Source organism: Streptomyces sp. NPDC028635 (assembly GCF_040637635.1).
GTDB lineage: Bacteria > Actinomycetota > Actinomycetes > Streptomycetales > Streptomycetaceae > Streptomyces.
In genome coordinates, this window is the sequence record NZ_JBEZWX010000002.1 from 256,800 (window position 1) to 278,054 (window position 21,255).

The following is a 21,255-nucleotide window of genomic DNA, read 5'->3' on the forward strand; positions in this document are numbered from 1 at the left end:
TCCGGTCGCGCATCTCGTCGTACGCCCTCGTACACACCCGGGCCCACCGCCACGGTTCCGAGCAGACCTTAAGGCCACCCGGCGCGGGTGTTCGCCCCCTCGAACAACTCGTCCGGTCCGCAGCCTTGTACAGACGGCCGCCCGGGGGCTAGCTTTTCACGATAGAAAGCGCTTGCTGTACGGCTTCACCGGCCGATCCACCGGGCGCCCGGCGCCCACGAAGGGACTGACGTGACACGCAAGACGGTGCGCATCGCCATGAACGGCGTGACCGGGCGCATGGGGTACCGCCAGCACCTGGTCCGCTCGATCCTGGCCATCCGCGACCAGGGCGGGCTCGACCTCGGCGACGGCACCGTGCTGTGGCCCGAGCCGGTCCTGCTCGGCCGCCGCGAGCACGCCCTGAAGGCGCTTGCGGAGAAGCACGGCCTGGACCACTGGTCGACGGACCTGGACGCCGTACTGGCCGACGACACGATCGGCGTCTATTTCGACGCCCAGGTCACCTCCGCCCGCGAGGACGCCCTCAGGAAGGCCATCGCGGCCGGCAAGCACGTCTACACCGAGAAGCCCACCGCGACCGGCCTCGCGGGCGCCCTGGAACTCGCCCGCCTCGCCCGGGAGAAGGGGATCAAGCACGGCGTCGTCCAGGACAAGATCTTCCTGCCGGGCCTGCTGAAGCTGAAGCGGCTGATCGACGGCGGCTTCTTCGGCCGGATCCTGTCCGTGCGCGGCGAGTTCGGCTACTGGGTCTTCGAGGGCGACTGGCAGGGGGCCCAGCGCCCGTCGTGGAACTACCGCGCCGAGGACGGCGGCGGCATCGTCGTCGACATGTTCCCGCACTGGGAGTACGTCCTGCACGAGCTGTTCGGCCGCGTCACGTCCGTCCAGGCCCTCACCGCCACCCACATCCCGCAGCGCTGGGACGAGAACGGCAAGCCCTACGACGCCACCGCCGACGACGCCGCCTACGGCATCTTCGAACTCGACGGCGGGGCGATCGCCCAGATCAACTCCTCCTGGGCCGTGCGCGTCCACCGCGACGAACTCGTCGAGTTCCAGGTCGACGGCACCGAGGGCTCCGCGGTCGCGGGCCTGCGCAGCTGCCGCGTCCAGCACCGCTCCGCCACGCCCAAGCCGGTGTGGAACCCGGACATCCCCGCCACCGAAGTCTTCCGCGACCAGTGGCAGGAGGTCCCCGCCAACCAGGAGTTCGACAACGGCTTCAAGGCCCAGTGGGAGCTGTTCCTCAAGCACGTCCACGCCGGTGCCGACTACCACTGGGACCTGCTCGCCGGCGCCCGCGGTGTGCAGCTCGCCGAGCTGGGCCTGAAGTCCTCGGCCGAGGGCCGCCGTGTCGAGGTTCCGGAGATCGCGCTGTGACCGTCCGACTTCCCGGCGCCCGGGGGACCCTGCGGACGTACGAGCCGCGCACGGAACCCCTCCTCGTCGCCCCCGGCGCCCCCCTCGCCTCCCGCACGGTCTTCTCGGCGGCGCACGTCGTCGCCGATCCCTTCGCCGACGTCACCCCCGACTCCCCGGCCGCCGTCGACTGGGACGCCACCCTCGCCTTCCGCCGCCATCTGTGGTCCCACGGGCTCGGTGTCGCCGAGGCCATGGACACCGCCCAGCGCGGCATGGGCCTGCACTGGGCGGGCGCGGCCGAACTGATCCGCCGCTCCGCCGCCGAGGCGCGCGCCGTGGGCGGCCGTATCGTCTGCGGGGCCGGCACCGACCAGATCACCGGCGGCTCCCTCGCCGAGATCCGCGCCGCCTACGAGGAGCAGCTCGCCGTGGTCGAGGAGGCGGGCGCGCAGGCCGTCCTGATGGCCTCCCGGGCACTGGCCGCGACCGCGAAGGGCCCCGAGGACTACCTCGAGGTGTACGGCCACCTGCTGCGCCAGTCCGCCGAGCCGGTGATCCTGCACTGGCTCGGCCCGATGTTCGACCCGGCGCTTCAGGGCTACTGGGGTCCGGCCGACCTGGACGCGGCCACCGATGTGTTCCTTCAGGTCGTCGCCGCCCACCCGGACAAGGTCGACGGCGTCAAGGTGTCGTTGCTGGACGCCCGGCGCGAGGTCGACCTGCGCCGCCGCCTGCCGCGGGGCGTGCGCTGCTACACCGGTGACGACTTCCACTACCCGGAGCTGATCGCGGGGGACGAGCAGGGCTTCAGCCACGCCCTGCTCGGCGTCTTCGACCCGCTGGGCCCGCTCGCGGCCGAGGCGGTCCGGGTCCTGGACACCGGCGACACGGCCGGCTTCCGCGCCCTGCTCGACCCGACGGTCGGGCTGTCCCGCCACCTCTTCGAACCCCCGACCCGCTACTACAAGACCGGCGTGGTCCTCCTCGCCTGGCTGGCCGGCCACCAGTCGCACTTCACGATGGTCGGCGGCCTGCAGTCGGCCCGCTCCCTGCCGCACCTCGCCCGCGCCTACGAACTCGCCGACGGCCTCGGCCTGTTCCCCGACCCCAAGCTGGCCGAGGAGCGGATGAAGACCCTGCTGACCCTGTACGGAGTGGACCAGTGACCGGCGACCTGTCCCGTTTCTCCATCAACCAGATGACGGTCAAGCAGCTGTCGCTGCCCGAACTCGTCGCGGCCTGCGAGGACCTGGGCGTCGGCAGGGTCGGCCTGTGGCGCGAACCGGTCCGGGCGTACGGCCTCCGGGCGACCGCCAAGCTGGTCCGTGACGCGGGCCTGAGCGTCACCACCCTGTGCCGCGGCGGCTTCCTGACGGCCACCGACCCGGCCGGACGCGCCCGCGCCCTCGAGGACAACCGGCGTGCGGTCGAGGAGGCGGCCACCCTCGGCACGGACGTCCTGGTCCTGGTCTCCGGCGGCCTCCCGGCCGGCTCGAAGGACCTGCGCGGCGCCCGCGAACACATCGCCGACGCGCTCGCCGAGCTGGGCCCCTGGGCCGAGGAGCACGGCGTGAAGCTGGCGATCGAGCCGCTGCACCCGATGTTCGCCTCCGACCGCTGCGTGGTCTCCACCCTCGCCCAGGCGCTGGACCTCGCCGAACGCTTCCCCGCCCACCAGGTGGGCGTGACCGTGGACACGTACCACATCTGGTGGGACGACCGGGCGCCCGCGCAGATCGCCCGGGCCGGCGCGGGCGGCCGCATCCACAGCTTCCAGCTCGCCGACTGGATTACCCCGCTGCCCGCGGGGGTTCTCGACGGCCGCGGACAGATCGGTGACGGCGCGATCGACCTGCGCGAGTGGACGGCGTGCGTGGAGGCGGCCGGCTACACCGGTCCCATCGAAGTCGAGCTGTTCAACGACGCGTTGTGGGCGCGTGACGGGCGGGAGGTGCTGGTGGAGACCGCGGAACGATTCCTCGCACACGTGGTCGAATGATGGCGCCGGAAAAATAATCGCGGAAGCGGTACAACCGTTTCCGCACCTCGCCGGTCGTACTGGGCGTCGAAGCTTCCGGGGGAGGGAACCCGGGGGGGATTCACGGGGCTTCGACGGGGGGAAAGCCGAGGGGCCCGGTCGACGGACCGGGCCCCTCGAAGACGTCCGGGGCCCGGCACACACCGGGAGAACGCCGGGGCCCGGCGCACGTCGGGAGAGCCGGGGCCGGTGTCGCACGCCCCCCTGTGCTGCCCGCTCGGCCGGCGCCCGGCCCGGCCGGCGGTGAGAATCCCGCGGCTGCCGCCACCCGGAGCAGCCGGGAGGCCCGTTGCTCCCCCCGCAAGGTGATCCGGCGAGCTGCCGGGTGTGGAGCGTCCCCAGCCGTGTCAAAGATCGTCTCCGGTCCGTCCCCCGCTGCGCGCACAGGGGGACGCACGGGCCGGCCGGTGACGAGAGGGAACGGTGGATGGCTGAGGTCAGGGTGGGGGCGGAGCGCGTCCTGCGGGAGCTGGAACCGTCGGTGGAACGGCTGCTGGAGCGGCACCTCGCCGTCGCTCACGACTGGCTGCCGCACCAGTACGTGCCCTGGAGCGCGGCCCGGGACTACGACGGACCGCTGGACGGCACCGCCTGGACACCGCAACAGTCGGCGCTGCCCCAGGCCGTCCGGGACGCCCTGGTGGTCAATCTGCTCACCGAGGACAACCTGCCCAGCTACCACTTCGAGATCGCCACCCGGTTCGGCCGGGACGGCGCCTGGGGGACCTGGGTGCACCGGTGGACCGCGGAGGAGGACCGCCACGCCTCGGTGCTGCGTGCCTACGTCCACGCCCGCCGGGCCGTGGACCCCGTCGCTCTGGAGGGGCTGCGGATACGGCAGGTCGCCACCGGCCACCACACCGGGCTGCCGACGCTCCTGCACACGCTGGCCTACGTCACCGTGCAGGAACTGGCCACCCGGCAGGCCCACCGCAACGCCGGCGCCGCCTGCGGGGACCGAGCCGGCGAGCAGATGATGGCGCGGATCGCGGCGGACGAGAACCTGCACATGGTGTTCTACCGCGGACTGCTCACCGACGCGCTCGAACTGTTCCCCGACGCGGCCCTGGCCGCGCTGGCGGACGTCCTGGAGGACTTCCGGATGCCCGGGACGGCGATCCCCGGGTTCCGGGCCCGCGCGGCCCGGATCGCGGCCTGCGGCATCTACAACCTGGACGTCCACCTGGAATACGTGGTCTCCCCGCTCCTGCGCGCGCTGAAGGTGACGTCCCTGCCCGGGCTCGGACCGGTCGGCGAACAGGCCCGTGAACGGCTCGCCGCCCATGTCGAACAGCTCGCCGCGCGGGCCGCCCGCTCCCGGGAGCTCTTCGCCCGCATGAACGCCGGGAGCCTCGCCGTCCCCTGACCCGGGGGCCCTGACGATCGAAGGCTCCTGACCCCGTGACCGCCCGTCACGTCCCGGCCCCCGCACGCCGACACGAACAACGACAGGAGACACCGGCATGACCCACGCGGCACACCGAACGCTCCCGGACCAGCTCACGGCTCTGCTGACCGAACACCTGCCCCTCACGGTGACCGCCGGGGAGCTGACCCCGTCGACCACCTTCGAAAGCCTCGGCGTGGACTCCCTGATGCTGATGGAACTCGTCGTGGCGGCGGAGGAGAAGTTCGGCATGGTCCTGCCCGAGGAAGCCCTGGACCTCTCGCCGTCCGCCACGCTCGCCGACGCGGCCCGCGTCTTCGCCGATGCCCGCTGAGGTCGCCGTCACCGGAATCGGTCTGGTCACTCCGGCCGGCCATACCCCGCAGGAGAACTGGGACGCCCTGTGCCGGGGACGCAGCCTGGCCCGCAGCGACCCCGAACTGGCCGGCCTGCCCGTCGACTTCAGCTGTGCGGTGACCGGCTTCGACGCGGCTGCCGAACTCGGCCGGCCGCTGGCCCGCCGCGTGGACCGGTTCATCCAGTTCGCGCTGGTCGCCGCACGCCGGGCCGTCACGGACGCCGGCCTCGGCCCCGGCCCGCTGGGCGAGCGGGTGGGCGTCGTCCTCGGCGTCGGATCCAACTGCCTGAGCACGTACGTCACCGAGTTCGGCCATCTCGGCGCGGGCCGCCCGGAGCGGGTCTCCCCGCTCGCGCTGCCGCGCAGCGTGCCCAGCATGGCCGCCGGCGAGGTCGCCGTCGACCTGGGCGCGCAGGGACCGAACTTCACCACTGCCAGCGCCTGCGCCTCGGGCGCGACCGCGCTCGGCGTGGCACGGGACCTGCTGCGCTCGGGCACCTGCGACGTCGTGCTGGCGGGCGGCAGCGAATCGGGCCGGTCCCGGATGGCGGTCACCTGCTTCTCCCGGATGCGGGCGCTGTCGCGGCGCCGTGACGCGCCGGAGCTCGCGAGCCGGCCGTTCGACGCCCGGCGGGACGGACTCGTGCTCGGCGAGGGCGCCGCCGTCCTGGTCCTGGAGCGGACGGCGGACGCGCGGGCCCGCCGCGCCCGGGTCCTGGCCCTGCTGCGCGGGTACGGCGCCGGTTCCGACGCCCACCATCCTGTGGCCCCGCACCCACGGGGCGAGGGCGCCGCCCGGGCCATCAGGGCCGCGCTGCGCGACGCGGACTGCGCACCCCGCGACATCGCGCACGTGAACGCGCACGGCACCTCCACCCCGCTGAGCGACGCGGCGGAGGCCGCCGCCCTCACCCGGGTCTTCGGGAGCCACGCCCCCGCGGTCACCGCTTCCAAGGGCGTCGTCGGTCACGCACTGGGAGCGGCGGGAGCGATCCAGGCGGCGTACACGGTGCTCGCGCTGCGCCGGGGCCTGGTGCCGCCGGTGGCGAACTTCGAGGGGCAGGACGGCGATCACAAGGTGGACATCGTGGCCGGGCGGCCGCGCCCGGCAGCCGGGGGAGCCGCCGTCAGCTGCTCCTTCGGGTTCGGCGGGCAGAACGCGGTCCTGGTCTTCTCCACGGTCGAGCAGGGTGGCGAAGGGTGAGCATGCACGGGTCGGTACGTCCGGGAACGGCGAGCGCACCGGGGCGCGGGGGCTGGGGGCCGCCGCAGCCCGCACCGCGGGTGACGGCGATCCGGACGGCCGTGCCGCCACACCGGTTCGCCCAGGAAGAGATCATGGACTTCCTGGCGGGAACGACGCTGGGCCGCTCCGAGACCGGCGCGCTGATGCTGCGCAAGATCCAGACGAACGCGGGGGTCACCGCACGGCACTTCGCCCGGCCGCTGGAGGAACTGCGGGCGCTCGCCGGTTTCTCCGACGCCAACCGGGTCTGGTTGCAGGCCGCTCTCGAACTCGGCGAGGAGGTCCTCAGCGGTGCGCTGGAGACGGCCGGGGTGGCGCCCGACGAGGTCGACGCCGTGATCAGTACGACGGTCACGGGCCTGGCGGTGCCCTCGCTGGAGGCCCGGCTCGCGCACCGTGTCGGTCTGCGCCCGGACGTGCGGCGGATCCCCTTGTTCGGCAGCGGCTGCGCGGGCGGCGCCGTCGGGCTGGCGCGGCTGCGCGACTACCTCCTGGCCCATCCCGGCCACATCGCGGTGCTGCTCTCGGTCGAACTGTGCTCGCTGGCCTACCAGATGCGGGACACGTCGATGGCGAACGTGGTCGCCGGCAGCCTGTTCGGGGACGGCGCCGCAGCCGTCGTGGCCACCGGCGCACAGCGGTACCAGGACACCGGCGGGCCGCGCGGAGCGACGGCCGCGGGGCCCGAACTGGTCGACGCGCACAGCCACCTGGTGCCCGGCACGGAGGAGGCCCTCGGCTGGGACATCGGCTCGCACGGCCTGCGCATCGTCCTGGCCCCGGAGGTGCCCGCCCTCACCGCTGAACACCTGCCCAAGGCCGTCTACGACCTGCTCGGCCGGCACGCTCTCACACCCCGGCAGGTCGCCACCTGGATCGTCCACGGCGGCGGGCCGAAGGTGCTCACCGCCGTCGAACAGGCCCTGGACCTGCCGCCGCACGCCCTGGAAGCGACCCGCCGGTCCCTGGCCGACCGGGGCAATCTCTCCTCCGCCTCCGTCCTGCACGTGCTGGACACCGCCCTGCGCACGCCCCCCGCCGCGGGCGCGCCCGGTCTCCTCGCCGCCATGGGCCCCGGGTTCGCCATCGAACTGGTCCTCACCCGCTGGTGAGCCGACGGCGGCCGACCGCTCCGCACCGCCCGACAGACGTACGACCCCACGGACGCACCGCCCGACAGACGAGGACCCGCTGCCGTATGACGTCTCCTCCCGCACCTCCGACCGCGGCGGTGGCCGTCGTACAGGACGGGGTGGCGCGCCGCCGCGTCCTGTGCGTCATGTGCCTGGCCCTGATGCTGGTCGTCGCCTTCATGCCCGCGCTCAACCTGGCCCTGCCGGACATCGCACTGGACCTGTCGGCCTCCTTCACCTCGCTCACCTGGATCGTCGACAGCTACACGGTGGCCCTGGCCGGCCTGGTGCTGCCCCTGGGCGCGCTCGGTGACCGCGTCGGGCGCCGGGCCGTCCTGGTCGCCGGGACGCTGGTCTTCGGCGGCGCCGCGTTCGCCGCCGCCGTGTCGTCCGGCCCCACCGCCCTGATCGTGTGGCGCGCGGTGATGGGCGTGGGCGCCGCCATGATCATGCCCGGGACTTTGTCCACCGTCACCGCCGTCTTCCCCGCCGGACGGCGCGGCCGGGCCGTGGCGATCTGGTCCGCCTGCGCGGGGGCCGGCTCCATCCTCGGCATGCTGGCCTCCGGAGCCCTGCTGGAGTGGTTCTCCTGGAGGTCGGTCTTCCTGGCCGGCGGGTGCGTGGCCCTGGCGATGGCGCCCGCGGCCCTTCTGGGCGCCCCCGAGACGAAGGACCCGTCGCCCGGCGGCTTCGACGCCGCGGGGGCCGTGTGCACGGCTCTCGCTCCGGGCGCGCTGGTGTACGCCCTCATCGCGGGCAACGACGAGGGCTGGCGCACCCCGTCCGTCGCGGCGGCGCTCGTGGTCGCCGTACTGGCCGCTGCCGCCTACGTCCTGCTGGGCCTGCGCGCCCGGCACCCCCTGCTCGACCCGCGGCTGTTCCGCCTGCGGGACTTCTCCGCCGGCACCACGGCGCTCACCGTGCAGTTCATGGTGCTGTTCGGCTTCTACTTCGTCGGCCTGCAGTACCTGCGGCTGATCCTCGGCTTCGGCCCGCTGAAGTCGGCCGTCGCTCTGGTGCCCGTGGGGCTCGTCGTCGTACCGGCCTCGCTCATCGCCCCGCGGATGGTGCGGTGGTCGGGCATGCGGGCGGTGCTGGCGGCCGGGCTGGCCCTGCTGGCCGCCGGCCTGGTGACGCTGTCCCTGCTCACGGCGGACTCGGGGTATCCGCCCTTCCTGGGCAGCCTGGTGCTGGCCGGTGCCGGTATCGGCCTGACCGGCACGGTCGGCACCTCCGCGATCACCGGGTCGCTGCCCGCCGACCGGCAGGGCGTCGCGTCGGCCGCCAACGACGCCACCCGCGAGGTCGGCGCGGCCCTGGGCGTGGCGCTGATGGGTTCGGTCTTCGGCAGCCACTACCGCTCCTCGCTCACCGTGGACCTCGGTCGGCTCCCCGCGACCGCGGCCGACGCCGTACGCCGCTCCCCGGTCGGCGGGCTGTACGTCGCGCAGCGCCTCGGACCGCGCGGCGCCGCGCTCGCCGACGACGTCAGGAACGCGTTCATGAGCGGTATGTCAGCGGCGGTCGTCGCGGTGGCCGTCGTCACCGCCGCCGCGCTCTGCTACCTGGCCGCGGCCCCCCGGCGCGGGACGTCCCGGCGGCCCGCGTCGAAGGCGCCGGAGCCGACGGACGCGCGGGTGGGCCCGTGACCACGCCCGCGACGCCGACGCCCCCGCCGGGCGTCCTGCTCCTGCTGGCCTCGGTGTGCTGCGTGCGCGTCGCCGAACTGCTCCTGGCCCGGCGCAACACCCGCTGGGCCGTCGCACACGGCGGGATCGAGTACGGCCGCCGCGCCTACCCGGTCGTGATCGTCCTGCACACCGGGCTGCTCCTCGGCATCCTGCTGGAGGTCACGTTCGCCCGTCGCCCCTTCCTGCCGCCGTTGGGCTTCTCCTGCGTCGCCGTCCTGGTGCTGGTGCAGGCCGTGCGCGGCTGGTGCATGCGCGCGCTCGGCCCGCGCTGGAACACACGGATCGTCGTCGTCCCCGGCCTCCCCCTCGTTACCCACGGCCCGTACCGCTTTCTGCGCCACCCCAATTACGCCGTGGTGGTCGTCGAAGGCGTGGCCCTCCCCCTGGTCCACTCCGCGTGGCTCACCGCGGTCCTCTTCACCACGGCCAACACCGTCTTCCTCACCGCCTGGGCCCACTTGGAGACCCGCGCGCTGTCCCGGACCCCGGAGCACCGGGGTGCTCCAGCGATGGACGGGGTGGACGGGGGCGCGGGGGGCGTCGAGGCGCCTGCCGGAGAGCCGCGACCGGCAGTGGCGGAGGCAGCGGCCCACCCTCAGGGGCGCGGCCCGCGCCAGAAGGACGGATGGCGGTCGAGGAGGCCGGCCCTGCTCACAGCGCGGCCACCTCGTCCGCCGTCGGATACGACTCCTGCGCGCCGCGCCGGGTGACGGCCGCCGCCCCGACCCGCGCCGCGTAGGCCGCCGCGTCGGCCAGGGACGCGCCCGTGCCCAGCTTCCACGCCAGCGCCGCCGTGAACGCGTCCCCGGCGCCGGTGGTGTCCACGGCGTCCACCTTCACCGACGGCACGCGGGTCATGCCCCGCGTGGAGGCGACCAGCGCCCCCGCGCCGCCCAGGGTGATCACCACCGAGTGCGGCCCCTTCGCGAGCAGGACCCGCGCCCAGTCCTCCGGGGCGTCGCCGATCGCGGCCTCGCCCAGGATCACCTTCGCCTCGTGCTCGTTCACGATCAGCGGATCGCAGGCGTCCAGCACCTCCCGCGGCAACGGCCGCGGCGGCGACGGGTTCAGCACGAACCGGCTGCCCTCCGCCAGCGACCGCACGGCCTCCACGACCGACTCCAGCGGGATCTCCAGCTGTGCCGACACGACCCTGGACGCCTGGAACAGGCTGGCCGCGGCCCGTACGTCCGCCGGGGTGAGCCGCCCGTTGGCGCCCGGCGACACCACGATGCTGTTGTCCCCGGACGGATCGACCGTGATCAGCGCGACCCCGGTCGGCGCCCCGCCGACCAGCACCCCCACCGTGTCCACCCCGGCCGCCCGCTGCGAGTCCAGCAGCAGCCGGCCGTACGCGTCGTCACCGACCCGCGCCAGCAACGCCGTCCGCGCCCCGAGCCGGGCCGCCGCGACCGCCTGGTTGGCGCCCTTGCCACCCGGGTGGACGACCAGGTCGGAGCCGAGGACGGTCTCCCCGGCCGCCGGACGCCGCTCCACGCCGACCACCAGATCGGCGTTGGCCGAGCCCACGACCAGCAGGTCGTAGTCGTACATCATGTGACCCCAATTCCCGCCGTCAGCCGCTGCCTTCTCGCCTCTTCAACGCCGAACCCCCGCCGATCGTCCCCCGTGAACCGGATCGTGACCCGGACCAGGGCAACTAGGCTGCTCCACGCAGAGGTACGGGTGGCATGCCCGTGCCAAAAACGGGAGAGAGCACACACATGCGCACACACCGCGTCCTCGGCGCGTCGCTCGCGGCCGCCGCCCTCGTCGGTACGGCCGTGATCGCCGGTACGCCCGCCGTGGCCCAGACGAACGCGGCCGCCTCCAGCTGCACGGCGAAGGCCCTGGAGACCGTCCTGATCCGCGACCGCACGAGCACCGGCGGCACCGCCCTCGGCCAGCTCAACAAGGGCGAGACCGCCTCGTCCCCCTGCCAGATGTACTACGGCGGCTCCTACACGGCCTGCGGCATCACCAGCACGCGCTGGGTGAAGGTCACCAAGAACGGCGTCACGGGGTACGTGGTCGGCACCTGCGTGCTCCAGCCCGCGTAGCGCACGGCGCGGAACAATGTCCGGGACCGGGGGAACCTTTCGGCCGGACGGCTCCTCTGGTGGGCGACGGATTACCGAAGTCGCCCCAGGAGGACCCCCATGCCGAACCGGCCCGGCACCCCCGCCCCGGCCCGCGCCGCCGTGCTCGTCACGTCGGTGCTCACCGCGGACGCCCTGCTCCACCTGTACTGGACGACCGGAGCGACCTGGCCCGCGGCCGACGCGGGCAGCCTGTCCGAGGCGGTCCTCGGCACGGACGTCCCCTTCACACCGCCCGTCCTGCTGCCCCTCGTAGTGGTCCTCCTGACCGGCGCCGCCTGCGTGTCCGCCCACTGGCTCCGCCCCCGCCACCCGGTCCTGCGGCTCGCCACCCTGGCCGTGACGGCGGGTCTGTCGCTGCGCGCCCTCGCCGGCCTCTACTGGCTGTTCGCCAAGGACACCGGCACCGCCTTCTACTGGCTCAACCTCGCGCTGTACACCCCGCTGTGCGCCGTGCTGGCCGTGGCCGCCCTGCGCGTGGCGCGGTGGAAGGACGAGGTCCGTGCCCACTGAGCGATCCGGCGACCGCACGGCCGCGCTGGTGCGCGCGGCCCAGCGCGGCGACACCCTCGCCATGGCCGAACTCCTGGACCTCCTGGCCCCGTACGTGGGCCGCGTCTGCGCGTCCATCGCACTGGACCAGGGAGCGGACGCGGCCCAGGAGGCCCTGACAGCGGTCTTCAAGTCGCTGCGCACCCTGAAGGATCCGGCCGCCCTGCACGGCTGGGTCCGTGCCATCGCGGTGCGCGAGGCGGTCCGCACCGCGCGACGAGCCGCCCGCACCGTACCGGCCGATCTGACCACGCTCCCCGCCCGGGGCGACCCCCAACTGTCCGCCGACATCAGGGACGTACTGGACCGGCTCTCCCCCGAACACCGCGCGGTGCTGATGCTCCGTGACGTGGAGGGCCTCGACGAGCGCACAGCGGCCGCTCTGCTCGGCGTGCGCACGGGCACCGTCAAATCGCGGCTCCACCGGGCGCGCGACACCTTCCGGAAGGCGTGGACGTCATGAACGAGCTCTGGCCCACCACGGACCTCGACCCCGTGCGCCGCCTGAAGGTCCTGGCCGCCGGCGTGCGCGGCGCCCACGTCGCCGAGGCGTACGTCGACGCGCCCTTCGAGCGGGTGTGGTCCCTGCTCGGTGACCTGGAAGGCGGGTTCGGGCAGGTGGTCACCGACATGGAGCGGCTGCGCGTCGTTCACCGGCGGGGCGAGCGTGTCGAGGCGCTGGCCCGCAGCAGGTTCGGCATGCGGGCCCGGCTGCGCGGGGTGCACCGCCCGGGCTGGTGCTGGCTGCAGAGCCGCTTCCTCCTGATCGGCGTGGCGGCGGCACCGGAGGGCGCGGGCACGAGGGTCGCCTTCACCGGCGGCGTCCGCGTACCGACCCGCGCGGCGCTGATCCCTGCGGGGGTACGCCGAGAGGGCGAGCGCAGCGTGGGTCGGCTGACGGCACTGCTGTGAACGGGCCCGGCGATCACGCCGCCCCCAGCTGGCACCAGACGTACTTCCCCCGGTCCCCGAACCGGGCCGACGGCTGCCAGCCCCATACGTCGGCGCAGGCCACGACCAGTCCCAGTCCCCGGCCGTCCTCCGACTCCAGGGCCAGATCCCACGGCCGTGGCGGGTCGGGTGGCGCCGGGTCCGTGTCCCACGCCCCGATCCACACGACGCCCTCCGGGGTACGGCGCACCCGGAGCGCGGCCGGCCCCTTGGTGTGCCGTACGGCGTTGGACATCAGCTCCGCGGCGAGGAGTTCGGCCGTGTCCACGAGGCCGATGAGACCGTGCAGGGTCAGGATCAGGCGCAGGGTGCGGCGGCACACGGTCACGGCTCTGACGTCGTTGGGGATGTAGAGCGTGTAGTCCCAGGTGTCGGTTTCGGGCATGCGGAGGCAACTCCGTTCGCTGGAAAGGGTTTTCGCGCACGGTGGCATCGCCGCGGGCGTCCTGGCAGGACGGCACGGTGCACTTCCGGTGCGTGTGCGGTACGTCACCGACGGTAGGGGTTACATGTAACTTGGGGCAAGCTGATCGCGTAATCTGAACCCCAACGAGCGGCGGCCGCCGATGCGTTGAAGTAAGGAGCAACCGATGGGCCCGAGGCGTGAACCCACCGCACGTGAGCTGCGCCTGGGGGTCGAGCTGCGCAGGCTCCGCGAGGCGGCAGGGCTCACCGCCATCGAGGCGGCGGCGCTGCTCGGAGTGAATCGAGTGCAGATCAGCCAGATCGAATCCGGGGTCAAGGGTGTGAGCGAACAGCGCGTGCGCCGCCTCGCATCTCACTATGCCTGTACGGACGACGAGTTCGTCGACGCCCTGGTGGCGATGGCCGTCGACAGGACCCGGGGATGGTGGGAGGAATACCGGGGCTTGCTGCCGACGTCATTCCTGGACTTGTCCGAGCTGGAGCATCACGCCCGCTTTCTGCGCCACGTGGCGATCCTCTACGTGCCGGGCCTGTTGCAGACGGAGGACTACTCGCGGGCCGTCTTCTCCGCCAGGCTGCCGGAGCTGACAGCCGAAGAGATCGACTTGCGCATTCGGCATCGGCACGCCCGCCAGCGGTTCACCGTCCCGTACGAAGCGGTGATCCATGAGGCGGCGCTTCGCATCAGGGTCGGCGACCGTGCCACATCGCGGGCTCAACTCGTCCGCCTTCTGGAGCTTTCGGAAGCGCCCCACATCACTGTGCGCGTCGTCCCCTTCGACCTGGACGGTTTCGCCGGTGCTTCCAGCACGATGACGTACGTCGGCGGCTCCGTGCCCAAGCTGGACACGGTGGTTCGTGACGCGCTGCACGGCACCGCGTTCATCGACTCCGAGGCTCAGCTCAACACCTATCGAACGAGTTTCCGTACAGTGGACGCCGCGTCACTGGACCCGGGACAGTCCCGCGAGTTCATTCACAGACTGGCGAAGGAGCTGTGAGGTCCCCGATGGACAACTGGCGTAAGTCGTCGTACTCGGGCCCCGGCGACGGCAACGAATGCGTCGAGGTCGCCGCCACCGAAACCCACACAGCCGTCCGCGACACCAAGGCCCCGGCCCGCGCCACCCTCACCTTCCGGACCCCCGCTTTCACCCTCTTCCTGGAAGCCCTGAAGCACCCCTCCTGACCCACCCCGGTGTCACACCCCACCGGTACCGTCACCTCATGGCTCAGCAGGAGGGGACCCGGTACCGCGGTGCGGAGGCGCCGCGGCTCGCCGTGGTCGAAGGCGTGCTGGAGCGCATCACGTACGCCAACGAGGACAACGGCTACACCGTCGCCCGGGTGGACACCGGCAGAGGCGCCGGCGACCTGCTCACCGTCGTCGGCGCGCTGCTCGGTGCCCAGGTGGGGGAGTCGCTGCGGATGGAGGGCCGCTGGGGCTCGCATCCGCAGTACGGCAAGCAGTTCCACGTCGAGAACTACACGACCGTGCTGCCGGCCACCGTCCAGGGCATCCGGAGGTATCTCGGGTCCGGGCTGGTCAAGGGCATCGGGCCCGTCTTCGCCGACCGCATCACGCAGCACTTCGGGACGGACACGCTCCGGATCATCGAGGAGGAGCCGAAGCGGCTCATCGAGGTGCCCGGGCTCGGACCGAAGCGGACGAGGAAGATCGCCGACGCCTGGGAGGAGCAGAAGGCGATCAAGGAGGTCATGCTGTTCCTCCAGACCGTGGAGGTCTCCACCTCCATCGCCGTGCGCATCTACAAGAAGTACGGCGACGCCTCCATCCAGGTCGTCAAGGAGCAGCCCTACCGGCTCGCCGCCGACGTCTGGGGCATCGGCTTCCTCACCGCCGACAAGATCGCCCAGTCCGTGGGCATCCCGCACGACAGTCCGGAGCGGGTGAAGGCGGGCTTGCAGTACGCCCTGTCGCAGTCCGCCGACCAGGGGCACTGCTATCTGCCGGAGGAGAGGCTCATCTCCGACGCCGTCAAGCTGCTCGGCGTCGACACCGGGCTCGTCATCGAGTGCCTGGCCGAGCTGGCCGGACCGGGCGAGGACGGCGAGGAGCCCGGGGTCGTACAGGAGAAGGTGCCGGGCGTGGACACCGACCAGCCCGTCACCGCCGTCTACCTCGTCCCCTTCCACCGCGCCGAACTCTCCCTGTCCTCCCAGCTGCTGAGGCTCCTGCGCACGGACGAGGACCGGATGCCCGGCTTCCGCACGGTCCAGTGGGACAAGGCGCTCGCCTGGCTGAAGACCCGCACCGGGGCCGACCTCGCGCCCGAGCAGGAGGCGGCCGTCCGCCTGGCGCTGACCGAGAAGGTCGCCGTTCTCACCGGCGGACCCGGCTGCGGCAAGTCCTTCACGGTCCGCTCGATCGTGGAGCTGGCCCGGGCCAAGCGGGCCAAGGTGGTGCTGGCCGCGCCCACCGGGCGTGCCGCCAAGCGCCTGGCCGAGCTGACCGGCGCCGAGGCCTCCACCGTGCACCGGCTGCTGGAGCTGAAGCCCGGCGGGGACGCCGCCTACGACCGGGAGCGGCCCCTGGACGCCGACCTCGTGGTCGTCGACGAGGCGTCCATGCTCGACCTGCTCCTCGCCAACAAACTGGTCAAGGCCGTCCCGCCGGGCGCCCACCTCCTCTTCGTCGGGGACGTCGACCAGCTGCCGAGCGTCGGCGCGGGGGAGGTGCTGCGGGACCTGCTCGCCGACGGCAGCCCGGTCCCCGCCGTCCGGCTCACCCGGGTCTTCCGCCAGGCCCAGCAGTCCGGCGTCGTCACCAACGCGCACCGCATCAACGCGGGGCAGCACCCGCTCACCGACGGCCTGAAGGATTTCTTCCTCTTCGTCGAGGAGGACACCGAGGAGGCCGGAAGGCTCACCGTCGACGTGGCGGCCCGGCGGATTCCGGCCAAGTTCGGGCTCGACCCGCGACGGGACGTGCAGGTGCTCGCGCCGATGCACCGGGGGCCCGCGGGCGCGGGCGCGCTCAACGGGCTGCTCCAGCAGGCCGTCACCCCCGGCCGGCCCGACCTGCCGGAGAAGCGGTTCGGCGGCCGGGTCTTCCGTGTCGGCGACAAGGTCACCCAGATCCGCAACAATTACGAGAAGGGGGAGAACGGTGTCTTCAACGGCACCGTGGGCGTGGTCACCTCGCTCGACCCGGTCGACCAGCGCCTGACGGTGCTGACCGACGAGGACGAGGAGGTGCCGTACGACTTCGACGAACTGGACGAGCTGGCGCACGCCTACGCCGTGACCATCCACCGCTCCCAGGGCAGTGAGTATCCGGCCGTGGTGATCCCGGTCACCACCGGCGCCTGGATGATGCTGCAACGGAACCTGCTGTACACGGCCGTGACCCGGGCCAAGCAGCTGGTGGTGCTCGTCGGTTCACGCAAGGCGATCGGTCAGGCGGTGCGGACCGTGTCGGCGGGACGGCGGTGCACGGCCCTGGACTTCCGGCTCAGGGGCTCCCTCGCAAAAAATGATCGATCAAATGAGTCGTGAAGGTCACAGAGCACTTCCAGATGGGCAGGGAAGGGGGCAGGATGTGCAAGTTGGCGGCACTGAGTGCCGTCGATAAGCCCAATGGTCGACCCCGAGTGCACTCTCCTGAGCCAAATGGGGGATGGTAGAGACAGTCAGGGCAACCTCGAAGATGAGGCACAACGTCGGTGAGGGAAGACGTGAGCGACAACTCTGTAGTACTGCGGTACGACGGCAACGAGTACACCTACCCGGTGGTCGACAGCACCGTCGGCGACAAGGGCTTCGACATCGGGAAGCTGCGCGCCCAGACCGGTCTGGTGACCCTGGACAGCGGGTACGGCAACACCGCCGCCTATAAATCGGCCATCACCTACCTCGACGGTGAGGCCGGCATCCTCCGGTACCGCGGTTACCCCATCGAGCAGCTGGCTGAGCGCTCCACCTTCCTGGAGGTCGCCTACCTGCTGATCAACGGCGAGCTGCCGACCGTCGACCAGCTCACCGCGTTCAAGGACGAGATCACGCGGCACACCCTGCTGCACGAGGACGTCAAGAACTTCTACAAGGGCTTCCCCCGTGACGCCCACCCGATGGCCATGCTGTCGTCGGTGGTCTCCGCGCTGTCCACCTTCTACCAGGACAGCCACAACCCGTTCGACGAGAAGCAGCGCGACCTCTCCACCATCCGTCTGCTCGCGAAGCTGCCGACGATCGCGGCCTACGCGTACAAGAAGTCGATCGGTCACCCCTTCGTCTACCCGCGCAACGACCTCGGGTACGTCGAGAACTTCCTGCGCATGACCTTCTCGGTCCCGGCCCAGGAGTACGAGCTCGACCCGGTCGTCGTCTCCGCGCTGGACAAGCTGCTGATCCTGCACGCGGACCACGAGCAGAACTGTTCGACCTCCACGGTCCGCCTGGTGGGCTCCTCGCAGGCGAACATGTTCGCCTCGATCTCCGCCGGCATCAACGCCCTGTGGGGCCCGCTGCACGGCGGCGCCAACCAGTCCGTGCTGGAGATGCTCGAGGGCATCCGCGACTCCGGCGGCGACGTCGACACCTTCATCCGCAAGGTGAAGAACAAGGAGGACGGCGTCCGCCTGATGGGCTTCGGCCACCGGGTCTACAAGAACTTCGACCCGCGCGCCAAGATCATCAAGGCCGCCGCGCACGACGTGCTCTCCGCGCTCGGCAAGTCCGACGAGCTGCTGGACATCGCGCTCAAGCTCGAGGAGCACGCGCTCTCCGACGACTACTTCGTCTCGCGCAGCCTCTACCCGAACGTCGACTTCTACACCGGTCTGATCTACCGGGCCATGGGCTTCCCGACCGAGATGTTCACGGTCCTCTTCGCCCTCGGCCGCCTGCCGGGCTGGATCGCCCAGTGGCACGAGATGATCAAGGAGCCCGGCTCCCGCATCGGCCGCCCCCGCCAGATCTACACGGGCGTCGTGGAGCGGGACTTCGTCCCGGTCGAGGAGCGCTGAGCCGTACCTCACGGTCCGCACAGATCCGTGACGAACGGCCGTGTGCCCCGTATCCGCCGGCGCGGGTGCGGGGCACACCCGTGTGCGGTGGCGGGCACACGCCCGTGGGCGGCTAACGGGCACAGGGGCAGGGATGTGCGCCTGGAGGTGGCTCGGTGGGCCGCTTCGCGCGGCGCGGGCAGCAGAAGGCGCCCCGGTGCGTCGGTCCCCCCACGGGCCGACGACCAGGGCGCCTTCCCGTGTCCCGGTGCGGATTCCCCCCACGGGATCCGGCCGGGCGCTTGTGAGAACAGCGCCTGAATCGCTGTGATGAGCACGGCGAGCGAACCCGCCGTACCCCAGTGATGTGTGCCGGGACGGCGCACGCTGGGAGGGCCGCTCAAAGCTTCCCGGTGTACGCGTCCCGGCAACGCAGCTCTGGAGAAGTCCCCCAAGACGACTCCAGATGTCAGTCGGCGCCCCCCAAGACGCTTCCTGACATCGCCAACTTAGACCGTCGAACCCCTTCGATGGTTACCTTCACATCACTGTGATCTGTGTCTCTTGCATATGTCCTTTAGATGCGCAAGAGCCCCGATATGACGATCGGAGCCCCCGCGTAAGGAAGATGCGCGAGGCTTGTGAAGAGCTTATGTGAGGTACGCGCCGGACTCCAGAGGGGTCCGGCCCTTGGTCCGTGACGAACACGTCACGGACGGTTCATGGGGCAGCTCACGGAGCGCTCACCGAAACGCCCGCAGACGCAGGCTGTTCGTCACCACGAACACGGACGAGAACGCCATCGCCGCGCCCGCGATCATCGGGTTCAGCAGGCCCGCCGCGGCCAGCGGCAGCGCGGCCACGTTGTAGCCGAAGGCCCACACCAGGTTGCCCTTGATCGTGGACAGCGTCCGCCGGGACAGCCGGATCGCGTCCGCGGCCACCCGCAGATCCCCGCGCACCAGCGTCAGATCGCTCGCCTCGATCGCCGCGTCCGTCCCCGTCCCCATGGCCAGTCCCAGATCGGCCGTGGCCAGCGCGGCCGCGTCGTTGACGCCGTCGCCGACCATGGCGACCGTCCGCCCCTCGCCCTGGAGCCGCCGTACGACGTCCGCCTTGTCCTCGGGCAGCACCTCGGCGTACACGTGCGCGGCGTCGATACCGACGACCTTCGCCACCGCCTCGGCGACCGTCCGGTTGTCCCCGGTCAGCAGCACCGGCGTCAGCCCGAGCCCGCGCAGCCGCGCCACGGCCTCCGCGCTGGTCTCCTTCACCGCGTCCGCCACCGCGAGCACCCCGCGCGCCGCACCGTCCCAGCCGACCGCGACAGCCGTACGGCCGCCGCGCTCGGCCTCCTCCCGCATCCGGGCCAGCTCCGGCGGCAGCGCGTCGAACAGGCGCCCCACGGCCACCTCGCGCCCCTCCACGTGCCCGCGCACACCCCGTCCCGGCACGTTCCGGAACTCCTCCACGCCCGGCAGCGCACCGGCCCGCTCCTCCGCGCCGGCCGCGATCGCGCGGGCCACCGGGTGCTCGGAGGCGTGCTCCAGGGCGCCCGCGAGCCGCAGCACCTCCTTCTCGTCGGCGCCGTCGGCGACGTACACCTCCTGAAGGGTCATGCGGCCGGTGGTGACCGTGCCCGTCTTGTCCAGGACGACGGTGTCGACGCGGCGGGTGGACTCCAGCACCTCGGGGCCCTTGATGAGGATGCCGAGCTGCGCGCCGCGCCCGGTGCCCACCATGAGCGCGGTCGGCGTCGCCAGGCCCAGCGCGCAGGGGCAGGCGATGATCAGTACGGCCACGGCCGCCGTGAACGCGGCCGTCGCGTCCCCGGTCGCCCCCAGCCAGCCGCCGCAGGTGGCGGCCGCGATCAGCAGGACGACGGGCACGAAGACCCCCGCGACCCGGTCGGCGAGCCGCTGCACCTGAGCCTTGCCGCTCTGCGCGTCCTCGACCAGCCGGGCCATGCGGGCCAGCTGCGTGTCCGCCCCGACCCGGGTGGCCTCGACGACCAGCCGGCCCCCGGCGTTGACGGTCGCCCCGGTCACCGCGTCCCCGACGCCCACGTCGACCGGCACGGACTCGCCGGTCAGCATGGAGGCGTCGACGGCGGAGACACCCTCCACGACCGTGCCGTCGGTGGCGATCTTCTCGCCGGGCCGGACCACGAACCGGTCGCCGACGGCGAGCCCGGACACCGGGACGCGCACCTCACGGCCGTCGCGCAGCACGGCCACGTCCTTCGCGCCCAGCTCCAGCAGCGCCCGCAGCGCGGCACCGGCACGCCGCTTGGACCGGGCCTCCAGATAGCGGCCCAGCAGGATGAACGCGGTGACACCGGCGGCGACCTCCAGATACAGCGTGGAGGAGGCGTCACCGCGCACGGGGGTCAGGTCGAAGCCGTGCCGCATGCCGGGCATCCCGGCGTCGCCGAGGAACAGCGCCCACAGCGACCAGCCGAACGCGGCGGCCGTACCGACCGAGACCAGGGTGTCCATGGTGGCCGCGCCGTGCCGCAGATTGGTCCACGCGGCCTTGTGGAAGGGCCACGCGCCCCAGACGACGACGGGTGCGGCGAGCGTCAGTGACAACCACTGCCAGTTGTCGAACTGCAGGGACGGCACCATCGCCAGCAGCACGACGGGCGCGGCGAGCACGGCGGAGACGACGACCCGCTGCCGCAGCGCCGTCAGCTCGGGGTCCGGCCGCGCCGCGGTGTCCTCCGGCTGTTCCTCGGCGGGCGGCGGCGCCGGCTCCTCGGCGGTGTACCCCGTCCTCTCCACCGTGGCGATCAGGTCGGCGACCGCGACACCGGCGGGGTGGACGACCTTCGCCTTCTGCGTCGCGAAGTTCACCGTGGCGCTGACGCCGTCCATCCGGTTGAGCTTCCTCTCCACGCGCGCCGCGCAGGAGGCGCAGGTCATCCCGCCGATGAGCAGCTCGACTTCGGATGTCTCGGCGGAGGCGGTGGAGGCGCTCATGGGTGCCGGTGCGGTGCTGGACATGCACGTACTCCTGGGAAACGGACCGGGCCGTACGGAT

The 21,255-nt window shown here is 72.4% G+C and carries 19 protein-coding genes and 1 pseudogene; 17 read left to right on the forward strand and 3 right to left on the reverse strand.

The window, feature by feature from the left end; translation table 11 throughout:
- The first annotated feature begins 231 nt into the window (after window positions 1–231).
- The 9 genes and pseudogenes from AB0E88_RS03350 to AB0E88_RS03390 all read left to right on the forward strand — a co-directional run.
- Window positions 232–1,383, forward strand: coding sequence for a Gfo/Idh/MocA family oxidoreductase (locus AB0E88_RS03350; protein WP_361622974.1), 1,152 nt, complete (start codon window positions 232–234; stop codon window positions 1,381–1,383).
- Window positions 1,380–2,531: a dihydrodipicolinate synthase family protein gene (locus AB0E88_RS03355; RefSeq protein WP_361622977.1), complete on the forward strand. Its 1,152-nt coding sequence runs from the start codon at window positions 1,380–1,382 to the stop codon at window positions 2,529–2,531. Before AB0E88_RS03350 ends, AB0E88_RS03355 begins: the two co-directional genes overlap by 4 nt.
- A 32-nt stretch (window positions 2,532–2,563) precedes the next feature.
- The gene (locus AB0E88_RS03360) at window positions 2,564–3,364 is read left to right on the forward strand and encodes a sugar phosphate isomerase/epimerase family protein (protein ID WP_361623394.1); all 801 of its coding nucleotides are present in this window, start codon (window positions 2,564–2,566) and stop codon (window positions 3,362–3,364) included.
- 466 nt (window positions 3,365–3,830) lie between these two features.
- Window positions 3,831–4,769 carry an acyl-ACP desaturase gene (locus AB0E88_RS03365; protein WP_361622980.1) on the forward strand — a complete coding sequence of 313 codons (939 nt, stop codon included), beginning with the start codon at window positions 3,831–3,833 and terminating at the stop codon, window positions 4,767–4,769.
- A gap of 97 nt (window positions 4,770–4,866) precedes the next feature.
- Window positions 4,867–5,124 carry a phosphopantetheine-binding protein gene (locus tag AB0E88_RS03370; RefSeq protein WP_361622983.1) on the forward strand — a complete coding sequence of 86 codons (258 nt, stop codon included), beginning with the start codon at window positions 4,867–4,869 and terminating at the stop codon, window positions 5,122–5,124.
- Window positions 5,114–6,352 (forward strand): beta-ketoacyl-[acyl-carrier-protein] synthase family protein, encoded by a 1,239-nt coding sequence (locus AB0E88_RS03375; protein WP_361622986.1) that lies wholly within the window; start codon window positions 5,114–5,116, stop codon window positions 6,350–6,352. Before AB0E88_RS03370 ends, AB0E88_RS03375 begins: the two co-directional genes overlap by 11 nt.
- Window positions 6,353–6,486: 134 nt before the next feature.
- A complete protein-coding gene (locus tag AB0E88_RS03380; protein WP_361622989.1) occupies window positions 6,487–7,506 on the forward strand; it encodes a 3-oxoacyl-[acyl-carrier-protein] synthase III C-terminal domain-containing protein in 1,020 nt (339 codons plus the stop codon).
- Between the two features lie 86 nt (window positions 7,507–7,592).
- Window positions 7,593–9,176 carry an MFS transporter gene (locus tag AB0E88_RS03385; RefSeq protein ID WP_361622992.1) on the forward strand — a complete coding sequence of 528 codons (1,584 nt, stop codon included), beginning with the start codon at window positions 7,593–7,595 and terminating at the stop codon, window positions 9,174–9,176.
- A gap of 35 nt (window positions 9,177–9,211) precedes the next feature.
- Window positions 9,212–9,727, forward strand: a pseudogene (locus AB0E88_RS03390) (isoprenylcysteine carboxylmethyltransferase family protein); the annotation flags it as partial.
- 142 nt (window positions 9,728–9,869) lie between these two features.
- Here the strand turns inward: AB0E88_RS03390 and AB0E88_RS03395 are convergent.
- Window positions 9,870–10,772: a ribokinase gene (locus tag AB0E88_RS03395; RefSeq protein ID WP_361623397.1), complete on the reverse strand. Its 903-nt coding sequence runs from the start codon at window positions 10,770–10,772 to the stop codon at window positions 9,870–9,872.
- A gap of 170 nt (window positions 10,773–10,942) precedes the next feature.
- On the opposite strand from AB0E88_RS03395, the gene AB0E88_RS03400 reads away from it, so the two are divergent.
- From AB0E88_RS03400 to AB0E88_RS03415, 4 genes are all read left to right on the forward strand, one after another.
- On the forward strand, window positions 10,943–11,278 hold the full coding sequence (locus AB0E88_RS03400) for a hypothetical protein (protein WP_361622995.1): 336 nt from the start codon (window positions 10,943–10,945) through the stop codon (window positions 11,276–11,278).
- 99 nt (window positions 11,279–11,377) lie between these two features.
- Complete coding sequence (locus tag AB0E88_RS03405) at window positions 11,378–11,830, forward strand: DUF3995 domain-containing protein (RefSeq protein WP_361622998.1); 453 nt, start codon at window positions 11,378–11,380, stop codon at window positions 11,828–11,830.
- Window positions 11,820–12,332 carry an RNA polymerase sigma factor gene (locus AB0E88_RS03410; RefSeq protein ID WP_361623001.1) on the forward strand — a complete coding sequence of 171 codons (513 nt, stop codon included), beginning with the start codon at window positions 11,820–11,822 and terminating at the stop codon, window positions 12,330–12,332. The genes AB0E88_RS03405 and AB0E88_RS03410 overlap by 11 nt, the downstream gene beginning before the upstream one ends.
- Window positions 12,329–12,781 (forward strand): hypothetical protein, encoded by a 453-nt coding sequence (locus tag AB0E88_RS03415; RefSeq protein WP_361623004.1) that lies wholly within the window; start codon window positions 12,329–12,331, stop codon window positions 12,779–12,781. Before AB0E88_RS03410 ends, AB0E88_RS03415 begins: the two co-directional genes overlap by 4 nt.
- A 13-nt stretch (window positions 12,782–12,794) precedes the next feature.
- On the opposite strand, the gene AB0E88_RS03420 is transcribed toward AB0E88_RS03415, so the two are convergent.
- Window positions 12,795–13,205, reverse strand: coding sequence for an ATP-binding protein (locus AB0E88_RS03420; RefSeq protein WP_361623007.1), 411 nt, complete (start codon window positions 13,203–13,205; stop codon window positions 12,795–12,797).
- Window positions 13,206–13,410: 205 nt separating this feature from the next.
- Here AB0E88_RS03420 and AB0E88_RS03425 point away from each other — a divergent pair, with 205 nt between their 5' ends.
- The 4 genes from AB0E88_RS03425 (at window position 13,411) to AB0E88_RS03440 (ending at window position 18,234) form a co-directional block, all read left to right on the forward strand.
- Complete coding sequence (locus AB0E88_RS03425) at window positions 13,411–14,247, forward strand: helix-turn-helix transcriptional regulator (protein ID WP_361623010.1); 837 nt, start codon at window positions 13,411–13,413, stop codon at window positions 14,245–14,247.
- A gap of 8 nt (window positions 14,248–14,255) precedes the next feature.
- Entirely contained in the window at window positions 14,256–14,435 is a 180-nt protein-coding gene (locus AB0E88_RS03430; protein WP_361623013.1) for a DUF397 domain-containing protein, read from the forward strand.
- A 38-nt stretch (window positions 14,436–14,473) separates the two neighbouring features.
- Window positions 14,474–16,765, forward strand: a complete 2,292-nt coding sequence (locus AB0E88_RS03435) for an ATP-dependent RecD-like DNA helicase (protein WP_361623016.1) — start codon at window positions 14,474–14,476, stop codon at window positions 16,763–16,765.
- A gap of 179 nt (window positions 16,766–16,944) precedes the next feature.
- On the forward strand, window positions 16,945–18,234 hold the full coding sequence (locus AB0E88_RS03440; RefSeq protein ID WP_361623019.1) for a citrate synthase: 1,290 nt from the start codon (window positions 16,945–16,947) through the stop codon (window positions 18,232–18,234).
- A gap of 722 nt (window positions 18,235–18,956) precedes the next feature.
- Here AB0E88_RS03440 and AB0E88_RS03445 read toward each other — a convergent pair.
- Window positions 18,957–21,218 carry a heavy metal translocating P-type ATPase gene (locus AB0E88_RS03445; protein ID WP_361623022.1) on the reverse strand — a complete coding sequence of 754 codons (2,262 nt, stop codon included), beginning with the start codon at window positions 21,216–21,218 and terminating at the stop codon, window positions 18,957–18,959.
- Between the last annotated feature and the right edge of the window lie 37 nt (window positions 21,219–21,255).

What these genes read in the sequence shown, in the direction of transcription:
- AB0E88_RS03405 (WP_361622998.1), top strand. Translation starts at nt 11,378, where the DNA reads ATGCCGAACCGGCCCGGCACCCCCGCCCCGGCCCGCGCCGCCGTGCTC.
- AB0E88_RS03360 (WP_361623394.1), top strand. Translation starts at nt 2,564, where the DNA reads ATGACGGTCAAGCAGCTGTCGCTGCCCGAACTCGTCGCGGCCTGCGAG.
- AB0E88_RS03375 (WP_361622986.1), top strand. Translation starts at nt 5,114, where the DNA reads ATGCCCGCTGAGGTCGCCGTCACCGGAATCGGTCTGGTCACTCCGGCC.
- AB0E88_RS03370 (WP_361622983.1), top strand. Translation starts at nt 4,867, where the DNA reads ATGACCCACGCGGCACACCGAACGCTCCCGGACCAGCTCACGGCTCTG.
- AB0E88_RS03445 (WP_361623022.1), bottom strand. Translation starts at nt 21,218, where the DNA reads ATGTCCAGCACCGCACCGGCACCCATGAGCGCCTCCACCGCCTCCGCC.
- AB0E88_RS03425 (WP_361623010.1), top strand. Translation starts at nt 13,411, where the DNA reads ATGGGCCCGAGGCGTGAACCCACCGCACGTGAGCTGCGCCTGGGGGTC.
- AB0E88_RS03420 (WP_361623007.1), bottom strand. Translation starts at nt 13,205, where the DNA reads ATGCCCGAAACCGACACCTGGGACTACACGCTCTACATCCCCAACGAC.
- AB0E88_RS03365 (WP_361622980.1), top strand. Translation starts at nt 3,831, where the DNA reads ATGGCTGAGGTCAGGGTGGGGGCGGAGCGCGTCCTGCGGGAGCTGGAA.
- AB0E88_RS03400 (WP_361622995.1), top strand. Translation starts at nt 10,943, where the DNA reads ATGCGCACACACCGCGTCCTCGGCGCGTCGCTCGCGGCCGCCGCCCTC.
- AB0E88_RS03385 (WP_361622992.1), top strand. Translation starts at nt 7,593, where the DNA reads ATGACGTCTCCTCCCGCACCTCCGACCGCGGCGGTGGCCGTCGTACAG.
- AB0E88_RS03395 (WP_361623397.1), bottom strand. Translation starts at nt 10,772, where the DNA reads ATGTACGACTACGACCTGCTGGTCGTGGGCTCGGCCAACGCCGATCTG.
- AB0E88_RS03380 (WP_361622989.1), top strand. Translation starts at nt 6,487, where the DNA reads ATGGACTTCCTGGCGGGAACGACGCTGGGCCGCTCCGAGACCGGCGCG.
- AB0E88_RS03430 (WP_361623013.1), top strand. Translation starts at nt 14,256, where the DNA reads ATGGACAACTGGCGTAAGTCGTCGTACTCGGGCCCCGGCGACGGCAAC.
- AB0E88_RS03435 (WP_361623016.1), top strand. Translation starts at nt 14,474, where the DNA reads ATGGCTCAGCAGGAGGGGACCCGGTACCGCGGTGCGGAGGCGCCGCGG.
- AB0E88_RS03415 (WP_361623004.1), top strand. Translation starts at nt 12,329, where the DNA reads ATGAACGAGCTCTGGCCCACCACGGACCTCGACCCCGTGCGCCGCCTG.